This window comes from Brevibacillus sp. WF146 (genome assembly GCF_001673705.2).
GTDB classification, from domain to species: domain Bacteria; phylum Bacillota; class Bacilli; order Brevibacillales; family Brevibacillaceae; genus Brevibacillus; species Brevibacillus thermoruber.
Genome location: NZ_CP109943.1, coordinates 951,761 through 970,377, shown reverse-complemented (window position 1 = coordinate 970,377; position 18,617 = coordinate 951,761). Strand labels below are relative to the sequence as shown.

General features: G+C 58.6%; 20 protein-coding genes. 2 read left to right on the top strand and 18 right to left on the bottom strand.

Translation table 11 applies throughout. The features are described from left to right. Positions 1 to 132: 132 nt before the first annotated feature. The 15 genes from sufB to A6764_RS04585 form a co-directional block, all read right to left on the bottom strand. Complete coding sequence (gene sufB, locus A6764_RS04655; RefSeq protein WP_065067219.1) at positions 133 to 1,530, bottom strand: Fe-S cluster assembly protein SufB; 1,398 nt, start codon at positions 1,528 to 1,530, stop codon at positions 133 to 135. A 49-nt stretch (positions 1,531 to 1,579) separates the two neighbouring features. Continuing rightward, complete coding sequence (sufU, locus tag A6764_RS04650) at positions 1,580 to 2,017, bottom strand: Fe-S cluster assembly sulfur transfer protein SufU (protein WP_065067220.1); 438 nt, start codon at positions 2,015 to 2,017, stop codon at positions 1,580 to 1,582. Beyond that, positions 2,004 to 3,230 (bottom strand): cysteine desulfurase, encoded by a 1,227-nt coding sequence (locus A6764_RS04645; RefSeq protein ID WP_065067221.1) that lies wholly within the window; start codon positions 3,228 to 3,230, stop codon positions 2,004 to 2,006. The genes sufU and A6764_RS04645 overlap by 14 nt, the downstream gene beginning before the upstream one ends. Next, entirely contained in the window at positions 3,230 to 4,528 is a 1,299-nt protein-coding gene (sufD, locus tag A6764_RS04640) for a Fe-S cluster assembly protein SufD (RefSeq protein WP_029098331.1), read from the bottom strand. Before sufD ends, A6764_RS04645 begins: the two co-directional genes overlap by 1 nt. A gap of 21 nt (positions 4,529 to 4,549) precedes the next feature. Continuing rightward, positions 4,550 to 5,338 carry a Fe-S cluster assembly ATPase SufC gene (gene sufC, locus A6764_RS04635; RefSeq protein WP_029098330.1) on the bottom strand — a complete coding sequence of 263 codons (789 nt, stop codon included), beginning with the start codon at positions 5,336 to 5,338 and terminating at the stop codon, positions 4,550 to 4,552. Between the two features lie 321 nt (positions 5,339 to 5,659). Beyond that, positions 5,660 to 7,240 carry a phosphoenolpyruvate carboxykinase (ATP) gene (gene pckA, locus A6764_RS04630; protein WP_065067222.1) on the bottom strand — a complete coding sequence of 527 codons (1,581 nt, stop codon included), beginning with the start codon at positions 7,238 to 7,240 and terminating at the stop codon, positions 5,660 to 5,662. A gap of 302 nt (positions 7,241 to 7,542) precedes the next feature. Further along, positions 7,543 to 8,703, bottom strand: coding sequence for a M20 peptidase aminoacylase family protein (locus A6764_RS04625; protein WP_065067223.1), 1,161 nt, complete (start codon positions 8,701 to 8,703; stop codon positions 7,543 to 7,545). A gap of 197 nt (positions 8,704 to 8,900) precedes the next feature. Beyond that, positions 8,901 to 9,329 carry an SCP-2 sterol transfer family protein gene (locus A6764_RS04620; RefSeq protein ID WP_141669676.1) on the bottom strand — a complete coding sequence of 143 codons (429 nt, stop codon included), beginning with the start codon at positions 9,327 to 9,329 and terminating at the stop codon, positions 8,901 to 8,903. Positions 9,330 to 9,453: 124 nt separating this feature from the next. After that, on the bottom strand, positions 9,454 to 9,846 hold the full coding sequence (locus A6764_RS04615; RefSeq protein ID WP_029098326.1) for a VOC family protein: 393 nt from the start codon (positions 9,844 to 9,846) through the stop codon (positions 9,454 to 9,456). Between the two features lie 26 nt (positions 9,847 to 9,872). Further along, the gene (locus A6764_RS04610; RefSeq protein WP_035299496.1) at positions 9,873 to 10,307 is read right to left on the bottom strand and encodes a hypothetical protein; all 435 of its coding nucleotides are present in this window, start codon (positions 10,305 to 10,307) and stop codon (positions 9,873 to 9,875) included. A 367-nt stretch (positions 10,308 to 10,674) separates the two neighbouring features. Continuing rightward, positions 10,675 to 11,055, bottom strand: a complete 381-nt coding sequence (gene gcvH / locus A6764_RS04605; RefSeq protein ID WP_029098324.1) for a glycine cleavage system protein GcvH — start codon at positions 11,053 to 11,055, stop codon at positions 10,675 to 10,677. Positions 11,056 to 11,114: 59 nt separating this feature from the next. Continuing rightward, positions 11,115 to 11,567, bottom strand: coding sequence for a redoxin domain-containing protein (locus A6764_RS04600; RefSeq protein WP_029098323.1), 453 nt, complete (start codon positions 11,565 to 11,567; stop codon positions 11,115 to 11,117). Between the two features lie 147 nt (positions 11,568 to 11,714). Further along, on the bottom strand, positions 11,715 to 12,263 hold the full coding sequence (locus A6764_RS04595; protein WP_029098322.1) for a peroxiredoxin: 549 nt from the start codon (positions 12,261 to 12,263) through the stop codon (positions 11,715 to 11,717). Positions 12,264 to 12,411: 148 nt separating this feature from the next. Next, a complete protein-coding gene (locus tag A6764_RS04590) occupies positions 12,412 to 13,602 on the bottom strand; it encodes an aminotransferase class I/II-fold pyridoxal phosphate-dependent enzyme (RefSeq protein WP_143862988.1) in 1,191 nt (396 codons plus the stop codon). A 2-nt stretch (positions 13,603 to 13,604) separates the two neighbouring features. Continuing rightward, positions 13,605 to 13,967: an arsenate reductase family protein gene (locus A6764_RS04585; RefSeq protein WP_044897164.1), complete on the bottom strand. Its 363-nt coding sequence runs from the start codon at positions 13,965 to 13,967 to the stop codon at positions 13,605 to 13,607. A 349-nt stretch (positions 13,968 to 14,316) separates the two neighbouring features. Between A6764_RS04585 and A6764_RS04580 the strand changes: the two genes are divergently transcribed. Beyond that, positions 14,317 to 15,555, top strand: coding sequence for a hypothetical protein (locus tag A6764_RS04580; RefSeq protein WP_065067226.1), 1,239 nt, complete (start codon positions 14,317 to 14,319; stop codon positions 15,553 to 15,555). 196 nt (positions 15,556 to 15,751) lie between these two features. Here A6764_RS04580 and A6764_RS04575 read toward each other — a convergent pair whose 3' ends face one another. Beyond that, complete coding sequence (locus tag A6764_RS04575) at positions 15,752 to 15,931, bottom strand: hypothetical protein (protein WP_029098318.1); 180 nt, start codon at positions 15,929 to 15,931, stop codon at positions 15,752 to 15,754. Positions 15,932 to 15,995: 64 nt separating this feature from the next. Further along, positions 15,996 to 16,802: a DUF2797 domain-containing protein gene (locus tag A6764_RS04570; protein WP_029098317.1), complete on the bottom strand. Its 807-nt coding sequence runs from the start codon at positions 16,800 to 16,802 to the stop codon at positions 15,996 to 15,998. A 142-nt stretch (positions 16,803 to 16,944) separates the two neighbouring features. On the opposite strand from A6764_RS04570, the gene A6764_RS04565 reads away from it, so the two are divergent. Next, positions 16,945 to 17,646: a polysaccharide deacetylase family protein gene (locus A6764_RS04565; RefSeq protein WP_044897166.1), complete on the top strand. Its 702-nt coding sequence runs from the start codon at positions 16,945 to 16,947 to the stop codon at positions 17,644 to 17,646. A 162-nt stretch (positions 17,647 to 17,808) separates the two neighbouring features. Here the strand turns inward: A6764_RS04565 and A6764_RS04560 are convergent, their stop codons facing one another. Then, positions 17,809 to 18,537, bottom strand: coding sequence for an amino acid ABC transporter ATP-binding protein (locus tag A6764_RS04560; RefSeq protein WP_029098315.1), 729 nt, complete (start codon positions 18,535 to 18,537; stop codon positions 17,809 to 17,811). Between the last annotated feature and the right edge of the window lie 80 nt (positions 18,538 to 18,617).

The following is an 18,617-nucleotide window of genomic DNA, read 5'->3' as shown; positions in this document are numbered from 1 at the left end:
CGTCCGGCCAAAATCGCGCGCAAGCCGGTCCGGACGATGTCTGCACCGGGTCGGCGAGGACGAACAATCGCCGAAAGGGTCCCTGATCCGTAAAAAAGGCATGCCTGTGACCAGACATGCCTCCACTGTTCCTTACCCGATGGAACCTTCCATCTCGAACTTGATCAGACGGTTCATTTCTACCGCGTACTCCATCGGCAGTTCCTTGGTAAACGGCTCGATAAAGCCCATGACGATCATCTCGGTCGCTTCCGCTTCGGTCAAACCGCGGCTCATCAGATAGAAGAGCTGGTCCTCGGACACCTTGGAGACCGTCGCCTCGTGCTCCAGCGTGATGTTGTCGTTCATGATCTCGTTGTACGGGATCGTGTCGGACGTGGACAGTTTATCCAGAATCAGCGTGTCGCACTTGATGTTGGACTTGGAGCCTTCCGACTTGCGGCCAAACTGGGCCAGACCGCGGTAGGTCACTTTGCCGCCATCGCGGGAGATGGACTTGGAAATAATCGTGGACGTGCAGTCCGGCGCCAGGTGAACCATTTTCGCCCCCGCGTCCTGATGCTGTCCTTTGCCCGCCACCGCGATGGAGAGAACGGTCCCTTTGGCGCGCGGTCCTTTCATGATCACGGCCGGGTATTTCATCGTCAGCTTGGAGCCGATGTTGCCGTCGATCCACTCCATCGTCGCGTCCGCGTAAGCGACGGCGCGCTTGGTCACGAGGTTGTAGACGTTGTTGGACCAGTTCTGGATGGTGGTGTAACGGCAGCGGCCGCGCTCTTTCACGATGATTTCCACCACGGCGGAGTGCAGCGAGTCGGTGCTGTAAATCGGGGCGGTACAGCCTTCGACGTAGTGCACGAAGGCGTCTTCATCCACGATGATCAGCGTGCGCTCAAACTGCCCCATGTTCTCCGAGTTGATGCGGAAGTACGCCTGCAGCGGGGTTTCCACCTTCACGCCCTTCGGCACGTAGATGAAGGAGCCGCCGGACCATACCGCCGAGTTGAGCGCCGCGAACTTGTTGTCCGCCGGCGGAATGACGGTGGCAAAGTACTCCTTCACGATGTCCGGGTAGAGCTTCACCGCGGAGTCCATGTCGCAGAAGAGCACGCCCAGCTTTTCCAGGTCTTCCTGCATGTTGTGGTAGACGACCTCGGATTCGTACTGGGCGGAAACGCCGGCGAGGAACTTCTGCTCCGCTTCCGGAATGCCCAGCTTGTCAAAGGTCGCCTTGATTTCCTCCGGCACTTCGTCCCAGCTGCGTCCGGTCTTTTCGGACGGCTTGACGTAGTACGTGATGTCGTCGAAGTTGAGGTCGTCCAGGTTGCCGCCCCACTTCGGCATCGGCATTTTCAAAAAGATGTCCAGCGCTTTCAGACGGAATTCGAGCATCCACTCCGGTTCGCCCTTGATGCGGGAGATTTCCTCCACGATCTCGCGGGTCAAGCCCTTTTTCGTACGGAAGACGGAGACGTCCTTGTCGTGAAAGCCGTACTGGTATTCCTGCAATTCAGGGGCTTTCTTAGCCATCCTTACTCACTCCTTTTTGTTGACATGGCGGCTTGACAGCCTGACGAACTTATGACTCCCCGGCCTGTCTGATCCCCTGCTCCAGCGCCTTCCAGGCCAGCGTGGCACACTTGATCCGGGCCGGAAACTTGGCTACGCCGGACAGCGCCTCGATGTCGCCCAGGTCGATCGAATCGTCGATCTCCTTGCCCTGCATCATGTCGGAGAAGATCTGCGCCAGCTTGAGCGCTTCTTCCGCCGACTTGCCCTTGACCGCCTCCGTCATCATCGAGGCGGACGACATGCTGATCGAGCAGCCTTCGCCGAGAAACCTGGCATCGACCACCTTGCCCTCCTCCACCTTCAGGGAGAGCGAGATGCTGTCACCACAGGTCGGGTTGTTCAGGTTGACAACAAGTCCTTCCGATTCATCCAGCTTGCCGCGGTTGCGCGGCTTCTGGTAGTGGTCCATGATCACGCGGCGGTACAGATCATCAAGAGAAGACATTGCCAAAGTACTCCTTCGCCTTTTTCAACCCCGCCACCAGCGCATCCACTTCTTCTTCCGTGTTGTACAGGTAGAAGCTCGCCCGGGCGGTAGCCGTGACGTTCAGCCAGCGCATCAGCGGCTGGGCGCAGTGATGGCCCGCGCGAATGGCGATGCCGTGGCTGTCCAGCACCGTCGCCAGATCGTGTGGATGGACCTCGGCCAGGTTGAATGTGATTAAGCTGCTGCGGTTTTCCGCCGGGCCATAAATGGTCAGCCCTTCGATTTCCCGCATCTGCTCCATAGCATATGCCACCAGTTTTTTCTCATGCCGTTCAATGTTGTCGAGTCCGATTTCCTGCAAAAAGTCGATGGCCGCTCCCAATCCGATGGCGCCGGCAATGATCGGCGTTCCGCCCTCGAACTTCCAGGGAAGCTCTTTCCAGGTGGAATCGAAGTGCTCCACGAAGTCGATCATCTCGCCGCCGAATTCGACCGGCTCCATCCGCTCCAGGACCTCGCGCTTGCCGAACAGCACGCCGACGCCGGTCGGGCCGCACATCTTGTGGCTGGAAAACGCGTAGAAGTCGCAGTCCAGCTCCTGCACATCGATCTTTTTGTGGGGAGCCCCCTGGGCGCCGTCGACGAACAGCAGCGCGCCGTGGCGGTGGGCAATCTCGGCGATCTCCTTCACCGGCGTGGTGTCGCCGAGCACGTTGGAGACGTGGTGGATGGCGACCAGTTTGGTGTTGGCCGTAATCGCCTGCTTCACCGCCTCCAGCGTCACCGTGCCGTCTTCCGCCAGCGGAATGAACTTGAAGGTGGCGCCGGTCGCCTTGGCCGCCTGCTGCCAGGGGATGAAGTTGCTGTGGTGCTCCACCAGGGTGGTCACGATCTCGTCGCCTGGCTTGAGAAACGCACGGGCGAATCCGTAGGCCACCATGTTGACGGCCGTGGTCGTGCCCCGGGTAAAGACGACTTCCGCCGCCTCACGGGCGTTGATGAAGGCGCGGACCTTCTCACGCGCGCCTTCGTATCCGTCTGTCGCCCTGCTGCCCAGGGTGTGCACGCCGCGGTGCACGTTGGAGTTGTACTCCTTGTAGTACTTGTCGACCGCTTCGATCACCTGGATCGGCTTTTGCGAGGTCGCCGCGTTGTCCAGGTAGACGAGCGGGTGGCCGTTTACCTCTTGGTGCAGGATGGGAAAGTATTGACGAAGCTCTTTGGCGTTCATCAGCCCAACTTCCTTTCGAGCGCCTGGCGCAGCCGGTTCTTCACTTCATCGATCGGAATCTCAGCGACAACCGGTTCCAGGAAGCCGAGGATAATCAAACGCTCCGCTTCCTGGCGGTCGATCCCGCGGGACATCAGGTAATAGATGCTCTCCTCGCTCACCCGGCCCACCGACGCGGCGTGACCCGCTTTCACGTCGTCCTCGTCGATCAGGAGAATCGGGTTGGCGTCGCCGCGCGCTTTTTCGCTGAGCATGAGGATGTTTTCCGCCTGCTCGCCGTTTGCCTTTTCGGCGCCTTTTTCAATTTTGGTGATGCCGTTCAAAATGGTCGTCGCTTCGCCCGTCATTACCGCCTTGCTGACCATGTCGGACTCGGAATGCGTGCCGATGTGCTGCACCTGGGAAGTCAGGTTTTGGCGCTGATCGCCGGTTCCCACGGAGACGGTCTTGGTCTCGGCGGAGGAAGCGGTGCCCTTGAGGATCGTCGTGTTGTTGGCCACGGTGTTGCCGTCGTTCATCTCGCCCAGGATCCACTCCATCTTGCCGTCGCGGTCAACGGTGGCGCGGCGGAACGTGTAGTCGTGGACGTCCTTGGAGAGGGAACGAACGGATGCCACCTGCACGGACGCGCCCGGGCCGACGTACACTTCCACGATGCTGTTGGCCACCATGTTGCGGCCTTCGCCGGAGACGTAGGTATCCACGTAGGTCACCTTGCTGTTCGCTTCCGCCACGATCAGCACGTGCGGGCAGAGCAGCGCATTGTCGCCCGCCACTTCAAATACGGCCTGCAGCGGCACGTCCAGCTCCACGTTTTTCGGGACGTAGAGGAAGACCCCGCCGTTGACCACGGCCGTGTGCAGCGCGGTCAGCTTGTGCTCGTCGTACGCCACGACGTTCAGCAGGTATTTTTGCACCAGATCGCCGTGCTCGCGCAGCGCGGTCGCCAGGTCGGTAAAGATGACACCCTTGCTCTTCAGCTCGTCCGCTGCCGCGTGAAACACCGCGGAGGCGTTTTTCTGCACGATCAGGCTTTTTACCGCATTCGCATCGATCTGCGCTTTCACCACGTCGTCCAGTTCGGTTGCGGCGGATACGCTGGCGCTGGTCTGAAACGGCTCAAACTGATCGATGTTCCATTTGTCGATTTTGGTTTTCTCCAAAGCGGGCAGTGGCAGTTCGCCCGCCGCCTTCAAGCCGGCCAGACGCTTTTCCAAGAACCAGGCAGGCTCCCGGTTGGCCTTGGAGAACTCGGTGATCGCTTCACGGTCGAAGCGGAGCTGTACATCCACACTCATCTCACTGCTGCCTCCTTCTTCCTACACGTTCGCGTTTACGGTTTCATCCACGATGCCGAGCTCTTCTTTGATCCAATCGTAGCCTTCCGCCTCGAGGCGCTCCGCCAGCTCCGGACCGCCGGATTTCACGATGCGGCCCTGCATCATCACGTGTACGAAGTCAGGCTTGATGTAGTTCAGCAGGCGCTGGTAGTGGGTGATGATCAAAAAGCCGCGTTCGGGGGAACGCATTTCGTTGACGCCGTTCGCCACCACTTTCAGCGCGTCGATGTCGAGACCGGAGTCGATCTCGTCGAGAATACAGATCTTCGGTTCCAGCATCATCATCTGCAGGATTTCGTTGCGCTTCTTCTCACCGCCGGAGAAGCCTTCGTTCAGGTAGCGGTGAGCAAAGGATTCGTCCATTTCCAGGGTTTTCATCTTCTTGTCGAGCTCGCGGATGAACTTCATCAGCGAAATTTCGTTGCCTTCGCCGCGGCGCGCGTTGATCGCGGAACGCAGGAAGTCGGAGTTGGTCACCCCGCTGATTTCAGACGGATACTGCATCGCCAGGAACAGACCGGCGCGGGCGCGCTCGTCCACTTCCATCTCAAGCAGGTTTTCTCCGTTGAGGATCACTTCGCCTTCGGTCACTTCGTATTTCGGGTGACCCATCAGCGTGGACGCCAGCGTGGATTTCCCAGTACCGTTCGGCCCCATGATCGCGTGCACTTCGCCGCCTTTGATTTCCAGGGTGAGACCCTTGAGGATTTCCTTGTCCTCAATTTTGGCGCGAAGGTTTTTTATTTGCAAATGCGGTACTGCTGTCATGTGCTTTCCCTCCATCAGTATCGTGAAATGAATGGGTTATTCTCAATTCATTCTCAATGACTATCTTATAATAAGAATAATTTTAAATCAAGGAATGGAACATATCTGTAATTTTTAAATAATTATGTTTAGTATATTTGGCAAGTTGTTTCCGCGTACTGGGCATTCATATCATTTTTACTTCCTTTAAAAAGAAAAATCAATTCCATATGACTGGAAAAAAGACCCACGATTGACTTGGGCTTGTACGGGCAGCAAACTGCTCGCGAAAAAAAGGCGCCCGGCGGCCATTCCGGCCGGGGCGCCTTTCGCGTATCCTGGTTATTGAACGCGCGGACCCGCCTTGGCGATGTCTGTCGCGTTGGGGAATTTCTTTTGGAAGTTCTCGACGAAGCGGGCCGCCAGCTCGCGCGCCTGTCTGTCGTACGCTTCCTTGTCCGCCCAGGTGTTGCGCGGCTGCAGCACGTCCGCCGGCACGTTCGGGCACGACGTCGGCACCTGCACGCCAAAGACGGGATCGGTCACGTAGTCCACGTGTTCCAGCTCGCCGTTCAGCGCGGCGGTTACCATCGCGCGGGTGTAGGCCAGCTTCATGCGCGAGCCCACGCCGACCGGGCCGCCGGTCCAACCGGTGTTGACCAGGTAGACCCGCACGTCGCGCTCGTCGATCTTTTTGCCCAGCATCTCGGCGTAGACGACCGGATGCAGCGGCAGGAACGGAGAGCCGAAGCAGGTGGAGAACTCCGTCTGCGGGGTGGTCACGCCGCGCTCGGTGCCGGCCATTTTGCTGGTGTAGCCGGACAGGAAATGGTACATCGCCTGTTCCTTCGACAGTTTGGAGATCGGCGGAAGCACTCCGAAGGAATCGGCGGTCAGGAAGATGATCACGTTCGGATGGCCGCCGACGCCCGGAATGACGGCGCCCGGAATCGCTTCAACCGGATAGGCGGCGCGGGTGTTTTCCGTGTAGGCATCGCTGTCGTAATCGGCGACGCGGCTCACCGGGTCAACCACCACGTTTTCCAGCACGGTGCCGAACTGGATCGCCTTCCAGATTTGCGGCTCGCCTTCTTCGGACAAGCGGATGCACTTGGCGTAGCAGCCGCCCTCGATGTTGAAGACGCCGTCGTCCGACCAGCCGTGCTCGTCGTCGCCGATCAGGAAGCGGTTCGGGTCGGCGGACAGCGTCGTCTTGCCCGTGCCGGAGAGGCCGAAGAACAGCGCCACATCGCCGTCTTTGCCCACGTTGGCGGAGCAGTGCATGGACAGCACGTTGCGCTCGGGCAGCAGCAGATTCATCACGCTGAAAATCGATTTTTTCATTTCGCCGGCGTATTCGGTCCCGCCGATCAGCACGGTTTTCTGTTCAAAGCTGATGATGATGAACGTCTCCGAGTTGGTGCCGTGCACAGCCGGGTCGGCCTTGAATGTCGGCGCGTAAATGACGGTGAACTCCGGCTTGTGCTCGGCCAGTTCTTCCGCGGTCGGGCGGATGAAGAGCTGGCGGGCAAACAGGTTGTGCCACGCGTATTCGTTTACCACGCGGATCGGCAGACGGTAGGTTTTGTCCGCGCCGGCAAAGCCGTCAAAGACGAACAGCTCTTTCGTCTGCAGGTACTCCAACACGTCCTGGTAGAGGGCCTGAAACTTCTCCGGAGAGATCGGCTGGTTGACCGGTCCCCAGTTGACTTTATCATGCACGGAGGCTTCGTCCACCACAAATTTGTCTTTGGGCGAGCGGCCGGTAAACTTACCCGTTAACGCGTTGAGCGCTCCCTTGTCGGTCAGAATGCCTTCGCCGCGTTTTACCGCCATCTCAACGAGTTGGGCGACAGGCAGGTTTGCGTGAACGGTTGCCGTCGCCAGTACGTCAGCAAGCTTGTAAACCGTCTTGGTTTCCATGTGTGAACGATCTCCTTCCCATGTAAATCCGAGTCATGCCTTTCTCATGTCACTTGATTTGTAATTAGTATATCACATTTCGTTAAATAAGCTACAAGATTTTAATTTTTGGGTGTGAACAAAATGTGAATGACTGTCTGCCAACACATACGGCCGGGGTTTCCTGTTTCTAGGGTTCCCCGGCGCGTCCGCTTCCTCCGCCTCCGCATCGCTTTTGTCCGTTCCAGATCATGGCGGCACTGCCTGCATGGCGCCGAACGACAAAAGCCTCCGCCGGATGGCGGAGGCACCGTTCCCCGTATTTACGTTGATTGCTCCCCGTGAAGGTGGGCAAATGTCCGGACCACAACGCGCGCGAGGATTTCCGCGCCGGCAAGCAGGGCGGTGCGATCGAAGCGCATGTGCGGATGGTGCAGCCCGGGCGTCAGATCGCAGCCGAGCGCGAGCATCGTCGCCTTGATGTGCGGCCGCTCCACGGTGTAAAAATGAAAGTCTTCCGCGCCGGGACTTACCGGAGCGGGCCGCAGGTGTTCCGCTCCCAAGACGTCCACGATCGCCTGTTCCATCAGCCGCCTGGCCTCTTCGTCCACTTCCGCCGCCACCATCCGCGAACCGGTCGTCACGCTGATGTCGGCCCCAAACATCGCGGCCGCGCCGTCGATCACCTGCCGGACGCGGGCGGCCAGCTCCTCCATCGCCTGGTTGGTCTGCGCCCGCAGGTCAAGCGCGAAGCGGGCCTTGTCGGGGATGATGTTGTAGCTGTCCCCGCCCGCCTGCAGCATGGTCATTTTCACGGTCGCCGGCACCATCGGATTGGTGCGCACCTGCCCCAACCCGTTGAGGATGGCCCCCGCCACCTCGATGGCGTTGACGCCCAGGTGCGGCCGGGCCCCGTGCGCCGACACGCCGGTGATCTCTCCCGTCATGAACATCGCCGCGCCGTTGTAGATCGCCGGCCCCGCGTCGCCCGCCGCCATTTCCTGAATCGGCCGCAGATGGACGCCGTAGAGGAAGTCGATGTCGTCCACCACCCCTTTTTCCACCAGCTTGAGCGCGCCCTCTCCCTTTTCCTCGGCGGGCTGGAACAGGATTTTCACGGTCCCTTTCGGCTGGTACCCGGAAGCGATCAGCGCCTCCACCGCCTCCAGCACGATCGTCATGTGGGCGTCGTGACCGCACGAGTGATTGGCCCGCCACACGCCGTCCACTTCCTGCCAAAGCGCGTCGATGTCGGTCCTGAGGCCCACGACCGGCTCGCCTTCCCCCCACTCCGCCACCAGCCCGGTGCAGTCGTCAAACGCCGTCACGCGCAGCCCCAGGGCGCGCATCCGGTCTGCCAGATAGCGGGTCGTCTCCACTTCTTTCCAACTGATCTCCGGATGGGCGTGCAGATGGTCAAACGTGCGGTATACGTGGGCTTCCCGCGCGGCCAGCGTCTCTTTCAACGGCAGCGCTGTCGTCATGTTCCCCTCTCCTTTTTTCACCGTATTGCGAATGTTCCGTCATCATCGAGCATGGCTGCTCCCTGTTGCCTCGTCTTCCGACCGGAACGTTCTCCCGGGACCATTATAGCACAGGACCGGCTCAGCACCGCAGGGGACAGTCACGGCGCCGCGACGGCGCACCTGGCCCCTTCCGGCCGCCATCCGCGCCTGGCTGTTCAGCCCGACAAGCGGAGCAGCGCCTCCAGCTTCAGCCGGTCGCCGATCCGTCCCTTTGTGGACACCTGCTGCTTGGCGTACTGGTAGGCCAGTTCATCGCTGCCGAACAGCATCGCCAGATCACGCGCGCGCCCCCGCACTTCCAGATGGACCGGTTCCTGCCATGCCGTACACGCCACGCCACCGCCGGAAAACGTCAGGCAGTAGCGCGCCGGCACATCTTCCGCGACAATCCCCACGACCCGGTCCCATCCGGCCGTCAAGGGTTTCAAATGGGCTTTCCGCCCCACCCGCTCCGCCTTCTCCGCCAACAGCCGCTCCAGACACACCGCCACCGCCATCTCCTCCTTTTTCTTCTCCCTTACGTTCGGGGAGGGGCGGGTCGAATCCTTTGACGAGCAGTCGGAGCCGATGTCGGCTGGTGTCATCCGCCACCCTTTTTCTCGACACACACTCGCAGGGCGGGACGCCGGCAGATGGCCCTCGGGACAGCAAAACGGCACCTGCCGTCTGCAGATGCCGTTCTCCATCTATCTCAAAGCCGCTGCTTGGTTACTCGTCAAACTCGTCCTTGTCCAGGCGGACCTCCAGATGGTGGCCGTCCGGCGTTTCAAAATAGAGGTTGTAGCTGGTCGGCCGGGCAATGGGGCCGCGGTAGCAGATGTTGCATGCCTCCAGCTTGTCGACCAGGTAATCCAGCTCCGCCCGGCTGGTCACGGAAAAGGCGATGTGATCCACCTGTCCGATGCCGCCTTTGCCTTCGTCACCGGTGCAGGGATGGAGACCAATCCGTGTGTAAGTGCCGATTTGAAAGTAGATAGGTGCTCCTTCTGTCATGTGTTCATCCGGGATGGGAACTTCCAATATGTCTTTGAAAAAACGAGCTACCTTCACGACATCGCGGCAATTCAGGGCGATGTGGTGTACACCTTTCAAATGAAACATTTACACTGCCTCCCACGTCAACTCGATCACACGCTGCGCTTTGACATTTCCTTCCGCTTGTTGTACTGCTTCAGCCGCTCGCTCAACCGCTTGAGGCGAAGCATCAGCGCTTCCCGCCAGTCGTCGTCGTTCAGCTCTTTCGCCACGCCCAGCAAGTCGAGGGAAATGTCAATCTGCTGTTTCAGCACGTCGGCGAAGCTGGCTGCTTCGTCCGTCATGCTACAATTCTCAAACAACTCGGATGTATTGTCAACACTCACAAAGTCGGCAAAGTCGACTTCCGGTGCATGATCGCCCTGCGCATACTCTACCAAGATCTCGTACTCTCCCTCAATGGCCGGATGGACTTCGATCCGGTCGCAAACCGGGCAAAACAGGATGGGCACGTTGTGCACAAGCGTCTTGTAATGACGCACGGTTCCGATCGAACCGACCATTCCGGCTCCGCAGCAAAAGCTCATACCTCTCCCTCCTTTTCGCCAAACGCTTGCACGTTTGCACGAATTCTGTCTGTATAGGCATTGTAGCCTACAAACGGACGTCAACTCCAGACGCAAATGATACCAGTCCCCTGCGCGGAAGGGGTGAAATCGTACTCCTATTGTATCGGAAAACAACAGCACTGACCATTTTTTTCTGACTAGTTCGAACATTTCCGGCGCATTTTCCGCTCCTGCCTGGACGCCGCCGCCCGCAGCCCGGCGCGTTTTCTCCCCCTCATCGGGCAGCAGTTTCGTGGTGTCCCGCCGCTTGGCCCGTCCCGGAGCCCCGGCCGCCCCATGCACAAAAGGCCGGAGCATACCGCTTCCGGCCTTTTCGTCCACGTGCCTATTCTTTTACCATCGCTTCGTATTTGTCCGCGTCCAGCAGCTTATCCAGCTCGCTCGGATCGGACATTTCCACGACGATCATCCACGCCTGTTCGTACGGCGACGTGTTGACCAGCTCCGGCGCGTTTTCCAGCTCGCCGTTTACCTCCACCACTTTTCCGCTGACAGGAGCATACAGCTCGGATACGGTCTTGACCGACTCCACGCTGCCAAACGGTTCATCCTGCTTGATCTCGGCCCCTACTTCCGGCAGTTCGACGAACACGATGTCGCCCAGCTCGGATTGGGCAAAAGCCGTAATGCCGATATACGCCTTGTTTCCTTCTACGCGCACCCACTCGTGCTCTTCACTGTAACGAAGGTGTTTCGGGAATTCCATCGCTCACGTATCCTCCTATCGGGTACAGTCAATTACCCCTTACTTATTGGACAAACGCTCTAGGATTCCTCTTCAATCCCCAAAATTCGATGAAGGCGTTTCTTCACCAGGTTGAGCCCCTTCTCGCCCGCCTGGAAGTGGCGGAGCTGCAGGTTTTCGTCAAACAGGTAGAAAGCCGGGACGTATTCGTTTTGGAACGCGTCGGTGGTCTTCATCTGGTTGTCGATGGCAATCGGGTGCGTCAGCTTGTACTCGGCGATGGTTTCCTTGATCGCCTCCACGTTGGTATCCGCTTCGGAGCGCGGCATGTGGATGCCCACCACCTGCAGGCCGTTGGCGGCGTATTTGTCGCGCCACTCGTTGACCTGCGGCAGCGACTCCTTGCACATGTAACAGCTAATCGACCAGAAGTGAACCAGGACCGGTTTGCCGGCCAGTTCAGACTTGCTCGCCTGTCCGTTGACCCATTCCGTCACACCGGGGAAATCAGGCAGTTCTTCGCGCAAACGCATGGAAAGCACATCTCCTTTCGGGTTCCTACAGAAAAGCATATGCCGAAAGCGGCCCTTCTATTGATAGGAGTCGCCGCACTTCGATCCTGCAAAAAAAGGGTCTAACAGCAGGTTGTTAGACCCTTTTTCATCCTGTTGTCGCGATTCTTACTTCGCAGTCAGGTGAGCTTCACCCGGACGCCAGTTGGCCGGGCACAGACCGCCGGATTGCAGTGCTTGCAGCACGCGCAGCGTTTCGTCTACGGAGCGGCCGATGTTCAGATCGGTTACCACTTGGTAGCGCAGAATGCCTTCCGGGTCGATGATGAACAGACCGCGGAATGCTACGCCGGCTTCTTCATCCAGAACGCCGTAAGCGCGAGCGGTGGTTTTGTTGAAGTCGGAAGCGAGCGGGTAGTTCAGGCCGCCCAGACCGTTTTGGTCGCGCGGAGTGTTGATCCATGCGCGGTGGGAGTGCTTGGAGTCAACGGATACGCCGAGCACTTCCGCATCCAGATCCTTGAAGTCTTCGATCGCATCGCTCAGCGCGATGATTTCCGTCGGGCACACGAAAGTGAAGTCGAGCGGATAGAAGAACAGCACCAGCCATTTGCCGCGGTAGTCGGAGAGGGAAACCTTACCGAAATCCTTGCCGTTGCCGAGAGCGGTTTCCAGAGTAAAGTCAGGGGCCGGAAGACCAACAAGACGTTGTGCCATATGTAACAACCTCCTTGGAATTGTTGTATTGCCTACAGTTCTCATCATATCAACGGAACTCTTTATAGTCAATATAATATAGGAATCATTTCAACCTGTAATTCCATCTCAATGGCCCAACAGCTAGGTTTTCCACTCGCGGGGGAGTCTATACGCCGGTCGGCCTTCTTTGCAAAATGCCGGATGCCGCGATCCTGTCGGCCGCTTCCCGCAGCACGTCCGGCGGCTGCACCAGGGCAATGCGCACGTAGCCTTCTCCTTCCGCGCCGAATGCGCTGCCGGGGACGACCACCACGCCCGCTTCTTCCAGCAGGGCAAAGGCAAACGCCCGGGAACTCCACCCGGCCGGCACCGGCGCCCAGACAAACATGGTCGCCTTGGGCGGCTCGATCGACCAGCCCGCTTCCCTCAGCGCAGCGAGCAACACGTCCCGCCGTTCCTGGTAGAGGGGGCCCACCGCGTTTGGCGAACCCGACTCCCTGTCCAGCCGCAGCGCCGCCACCGCCATCTGCTGCACAGGGAGAAAGACGCCGTAATCCACGTTGGATTTGACCGCGGCCAGCGGCTTGATGATCTCTTCATTGCCTACCACGTAGGCGATCCGGCAGCCGGCCATGTTGAAGCTTTTGGAAAACGAGTTGAACTCGATGCCCACGTCTTTGGCTCCGGGCGCCTGCAGAAAACTGGGCGGCCGATAACCGTCAAACGCCATTTCCGAGTAGGCCAAGTCGTGCACCACGATGATGTCGTGCCGTTTGGCAAAGGACACCACCTGTTCAAAAAAGGAGAGCGGGGCCACGGCAGACACCGGGTTGTTCGGATAGTTGAGAATCATGAAGCGGGCGCGCCGGGCCACCTCTTCCGGAATTTTCGCCAGATCGGGCAGGAAGTCGTTTTCCGCCCGCAGCGGCATCGGGTACAGGTCGGCCCCCGCCAAACGGACGCTGCCGGCGTAGATGGGATACCCCGGGTCCGGCACCAGCACCACGTCGCCGGGGTCGGCCCAGGCCAGGGCAAAGTGGGCCAGACCGTCCTGGGAGCCCATCAGCGAGTGTACCTCCCTGTCGGGATCGAGCGCGACGCCGAACCGGTACCGGTACCAGCGGGCCACTTCGGCGCGAAATTCGTCCGTCCCGTCGGTCATCGGATAGCCGAACGCTCCCGGCTGCCGCACGGCTTCGATCAGCACGTCCACCAGCTCAGGCGCGGGCGGCTGGTCCGGACTGCCGATGCTCAGGTCGATGACGGGACGGCGCTGCGCCGCGCTCCGCTTGCGCCTCGCGAGTTCGGAAAATATCGCCGACGACAGGTGCTCCAAACGCCGCGACGGGGTCCGCATCGTCAGCGCGCCCCCCACGCTTTTTCGTACTCGTCTTCCTTGAAGCCAACTGTTACCGTCCTGCCGTCCGTCACCAGCGGACGCTTGATCAGCTTGCCGTTGGACGAAAGCAGCTCCAGCATCTCGTCCTCGCTCATCGCGGGCAGCTTGTCCTTCAGCCCCAGTTCGCGGTAGTGCTGGCCGCTGGTGTTGAAAAACTTGCGCAGGTCAAGCCCGCTCGCCTGCCACATCCGGCGCAGCTCCTCCTTGGACGGCGGCGCCTCGACGATGGGAATCTCCTCAACAGCGACACCGTGCCGGTTGAGCCACTGCTTCGCTTTGCGGCAGGTGCCGCATTTGTCGTAGAGGTATGCTTTGATCGTCATACTGGTTCACCTCGAACACTCGTGATAAAAAGCAGGTGGAAAGAATGGTTCCTGCTTCTAGCATACCACGATGGCCCTGGCAGCAAAAAAGGTATCTGTCTGAAGGCAGCAAGAAAACGTTTATGACAAGTAACGATTCCATTGGACCCTCTCTTGTTCAGCCGGGGGCGGCCGTGAGCAGGTTAGAAAACTTGGCTTTGCCAAGCCTTGGCGCGGGCAAAGCCTTAGTTCGACTGTTTCCGATGGACGACGTGTACAGGTTTCTGGTGAAATGTAACGAAATTGGTAATAAAAACGTCAGACTATCGATGACTTGATTTACTGGATAAACATGCTTGGAGGGACATTGATGAAGTTCAAAAAATCGATCATGCTTTTTGCATCGCTCAGCCTGTTTACCACCATCTCAGCATCAGCTGCGTCGCCGATTGTCGAAAAAATGAAAAAAGCAGACCAGCAGCGGTTGGAAGCGGAAAAAAATAAGGAATGCGGCATGGGCTGTCGTGCAGGAAGAGATCTCTACATGGGGATTGGCCCGGTTTTTTATGAAATGCAGTTGAAAAACGATACGTTGACCCCGGAGCAGGTATACATCTTAGATAAGGTTAAGGACATTCTTCAGAAAGAATCGGAGATCATCGATCTGTACAAGGCAAACGAGCGAGCGCCGTACAACAAAGTTCGTGAAGACGTACAAGCGACGATACTGGATATGCTGACCTATACGTCCAAGATGAAAGAAGTCTCCGCGAACGATGTGAAAGTTTTAACCTACGCTGTATCCAAAGCGCGCGAACTCTATGTGGATGCATCTTGGCAGGAGAGCTGGGTAGCCGATCGCGACACCGAGTATCTTTATGCATACATGAATGGTGTCGTCGCCGTGCTTGATCGTTTTCAGCACGATTTGCCCCAATTCGCCGACTATATCCCAGGTGGCAGCTTCTCCGAATACAGCTGGGCGCATTCGGTTGCCATGAGATCGATTGCGGAATTCACCAAGTCGCTGGAGTCGAACTACCATGATACTGTGCAAGAGCTGTACGATACGTACACCAGAAATTATCTGAATCTGGTTCAGGCCGATCAAAGTTTGAATCTCGAGTACAAAATGAGAAACGCGACGGACATTTACAGCGCATACAAAACCCAACTTGGAACTGCGTTCAAAAACAATATGATTGCCACTACACAGGAAGTGATCATCAATGTCCTCAAGCAAAACAATGCGGAGATCAAAGAGAACGAACGATACTACCAGGATTACTCCCAGGCGATCGAAATGATCGATGCATTTGTCGGGCAGAAGGAAATAGCAGTGGCAACCAAAAAACAGCTCCGCCTGCAATGGTACCAATCGTTCATGGCAGGACTGGATAAGCTGGACGTCAGTATATATAATGGAGAATTTTATTGGTATGTCGACTATCTGGTCAACAATAAGCTCAAGCAATTTGCGCAAGCTCATCCTGCGGAAATGAAGAAGCTGGCAGCAAAGCTGCTGACAAAAGTGAAAGCCGAAAAAAATCCGAAAGATGCAGCGGCGTATAATAAAGCAATCGCGACATTGACCAAGCTGAGCCGTTAACAGGCGCAGCATGCTTGGCGGAGTCACTCGGTTTTGCTAAGGGATAAAGCGCGATTACACCACCTTGCCAAGCAGCGGTAAACATGAGGGACGTATCTTCAACTGCGAAAAACCCCCAAAATTTTATACGTTCCGATATTACAAAAGAACGGCAGCCGCGCGTACCGCCGGCTGCCGCTCCCTGTCGTGCAGTCGCTTATTCCGTTGTCCGTGCCGGTTCACCGGGCGCGCCGCCCGGCTCTGCCGCTTCCGCCCCCGGATTGACCTGCCACGTCTGCGCCAGCGGCGAAAAGGGCACCCCCAGCGGGTCCGCCTCCGCCGCTTCCGCGAGCGTGCCGGTCAACGGTTCCGTGTATTGAATCCGCTCTTGGGTCACGTGCGTTCGCCTCCTCCACTCCGATGTCTTACAGTGTGGAGATCAGGCGGCCGCTTTATGCACGTCAGGCGGAGACAGTCACCTGCACCTGATAACCGGCGTGTTTTTTCGCCTGGAAGACGCCGTTTTCAAAAATCAGGTACTGGGCCTTGACGCCGATCAGCTTGCCGCCGACGCTCTCCTGCTTGTCCAGCGTCAGCGAATGGATCTTGTCCAGCGACTCCAGAATCGGATAGGTGATGTCCACCCATTCGTCCTCCCGGTACTGAAACGGCTTGAACTCCTCGGGGAAGTGGGCGTACACCTCTTCGCGCAGGGCCAGGAGATCCACTTCCTTGACGTCCCCTTTCAGCATTTTTCGCCAGTTGGTCTTGTCCGGCAAAAACTGGCTCAGGTGCACCTCCAGTTCTCCCGCCATGCGCCGGGTCGGCACCTCCGCGATCGGAATGGCGCGGATGGCCCCCTGGTCCACCCAGCGTTTCAGCTCGTTGTTTTTTCGCGTCAGCCCCACCTTCACGTCGCTGGATACGGCCAGGTAGACGTAGTGCGGAATCATGCAGTGCGCCTCCCCGAAGCTGGCGTCCCGACAGGTCCCCTGATCGTAGTGGCATTCGTGCGGCTTGACGATGCACAAGTCGTTTTCCGGCAGCTTGGTAAAACAGGGGTAGCAGTACCCGTTGTTAAAGGTCTTGTTGGTCTTGCGTCCGCAGGCGATGCAGTTTTTCTCGCCGAGAAAGGCGATGGTCAGTTCCCGGCCCAGCCATTCGTTCAACGGCAGCCGGTCTTCTCCCACCTGCAGATAGTAGTCGACAGGCTGATCCTTGCCGTGGTACTGGTGGGCCAGCCCATGTAGAACACCGCGGAGTTCCACCATACTCTCTCCTCCCCTATGTACGGTCCCTTCATTCTACCACATCCCGTTTCCCCGCTGGCCGCTGTTTTCTTTTGGCAGCATGTTTTCCCGGGGCCCGGTGAAGCTAGGAGATGACAACAAAGCAAAGGAGGCGGTAGTCATGCGCCGCAGGATGCTGTTTGCCTGTCTGCTCCTCTGCCTCTTGGGGTGGACGCCCCGCACCGCCGCGTCTGTTCCGCCTGTCCCCGCCTACGAGCCCATCCATCGCATCGACACCCCGAAAAAGGTGGTGGCGCTCACCTTTGACGACGGACCGGACGCCGTCTACACGCCGAAGATCCTGGAAGTGCTGCACCGCAACAACGTGTCGGCCACCTTTTTCGTGCTCGGCTCCAAAGCGGACCAATATCCCAAGGTGATGCAGTGGATCAAGAAAGCCGGGCACGAGATCGGCAATCACGGGTACCATCACTACGACCTGCACAAGCTGACCGAACAGGAGATTTACGACGAGATCAAGCGCGCGGAGCAGTCCATCCTGCGCACGACCGGCGTGCTGGCCCAGTACTACCGGCCGCCCGGCGGCGTGATGACCCATGACGTGATGAACGCCGTCCAGTCATGCGGGTACGACATCATCCACTGGTCGGTCGATCCGCGCGACTGGTCGTTGGCCCGCACCGCCTCGGTGATCGCCAAAAGCGTCAAAAGCAACGTCTCGGCCGGAGACATCATCCTGTTTCACGACGGCGGGCTGAACCAGCGGCAGACCGTAGCGGCGCTGCAGGAGCTGATTGCCGATCTCCGCTCCCAGGGCTACCGCTTTGTCACCGTGAGCCAGCTTCTGGACGCCGCCCAATAAGTGCTGCGCCCGTCAGCATCCTTCGCTTCGGCGAGCCAACCGCGCCCCGTTTGCGTCCAGCGGATGGACATGGCCCCGCCGGCCCCCGCGATCCGAATCCGGGGGTGGACAAACAGCAAAACGCCCTCACGCGGAGGGCGTTTTTCGCATATGGCCGCACGCTTACGCCGACGTCCTGCCCAAAAAGGCGCGCAGCCGGTCGTTTCGCGGACTGGAAAAAATCTGTTCGGGCGCTCCTTCTTCGACGATGACGCCCTGGTCCATGAAAATCACCCGGTCGCTCACCTCGCGGGCAAAGCCCATCTCGTGTGTGACGACGATCATGGTCATGCCTTCCCTGGCCAGGTTTTTCATCACGCCCAGCACTTCGCCGACCAGTTCCGGGTCGAGTGCGGAGGTCGGCTCGTCAAACAGCATCACTTTGGGGTTCATGGCCAGCGCGCGGGCAATCGCCACCCGCTGCATCTGTCCGCCCGAGAGGCGGTCCGGGTAGACGTCCGCCTTGTCTTCCAGCCCCACCTTTTTCAGCAGGGCCAGGCCGTGCTTTCGCGCTTCCTCCGGCGGCATCTTCTTCACCTTGATCGGGGCAAGGGTGACGTTTTCCAGCACGGTCTTGTGCGGGAACAGGTTGAACCGCTGGAACACCATGCCCACTTCCTCCCGCACCTTGTTGATGTCCACCTTGGGATCGCTCAGGTCGCGGCCGGCGATGACGATCCGTCCGCCCGACATCTCCTCCAACTGGTTGAGACAGCGCAAAAAGGTGCTTTTTCCCGAGCCGGACGGCCCGATCACGCACACCACTTCCCGTTCCGCCACCTGGGTGGTGATGCCTTTCAGCACCTCCAGCTTTCCGTAACTCTTTCGCAGGTCCGTCACTTGGATGATCACGCAATGTACCCCCTGGTTCCGTATGTCTGTATCCCTGTCTCCCTATTGTAGCGCAATGTTTCGAAAATTACAGCAGTTTG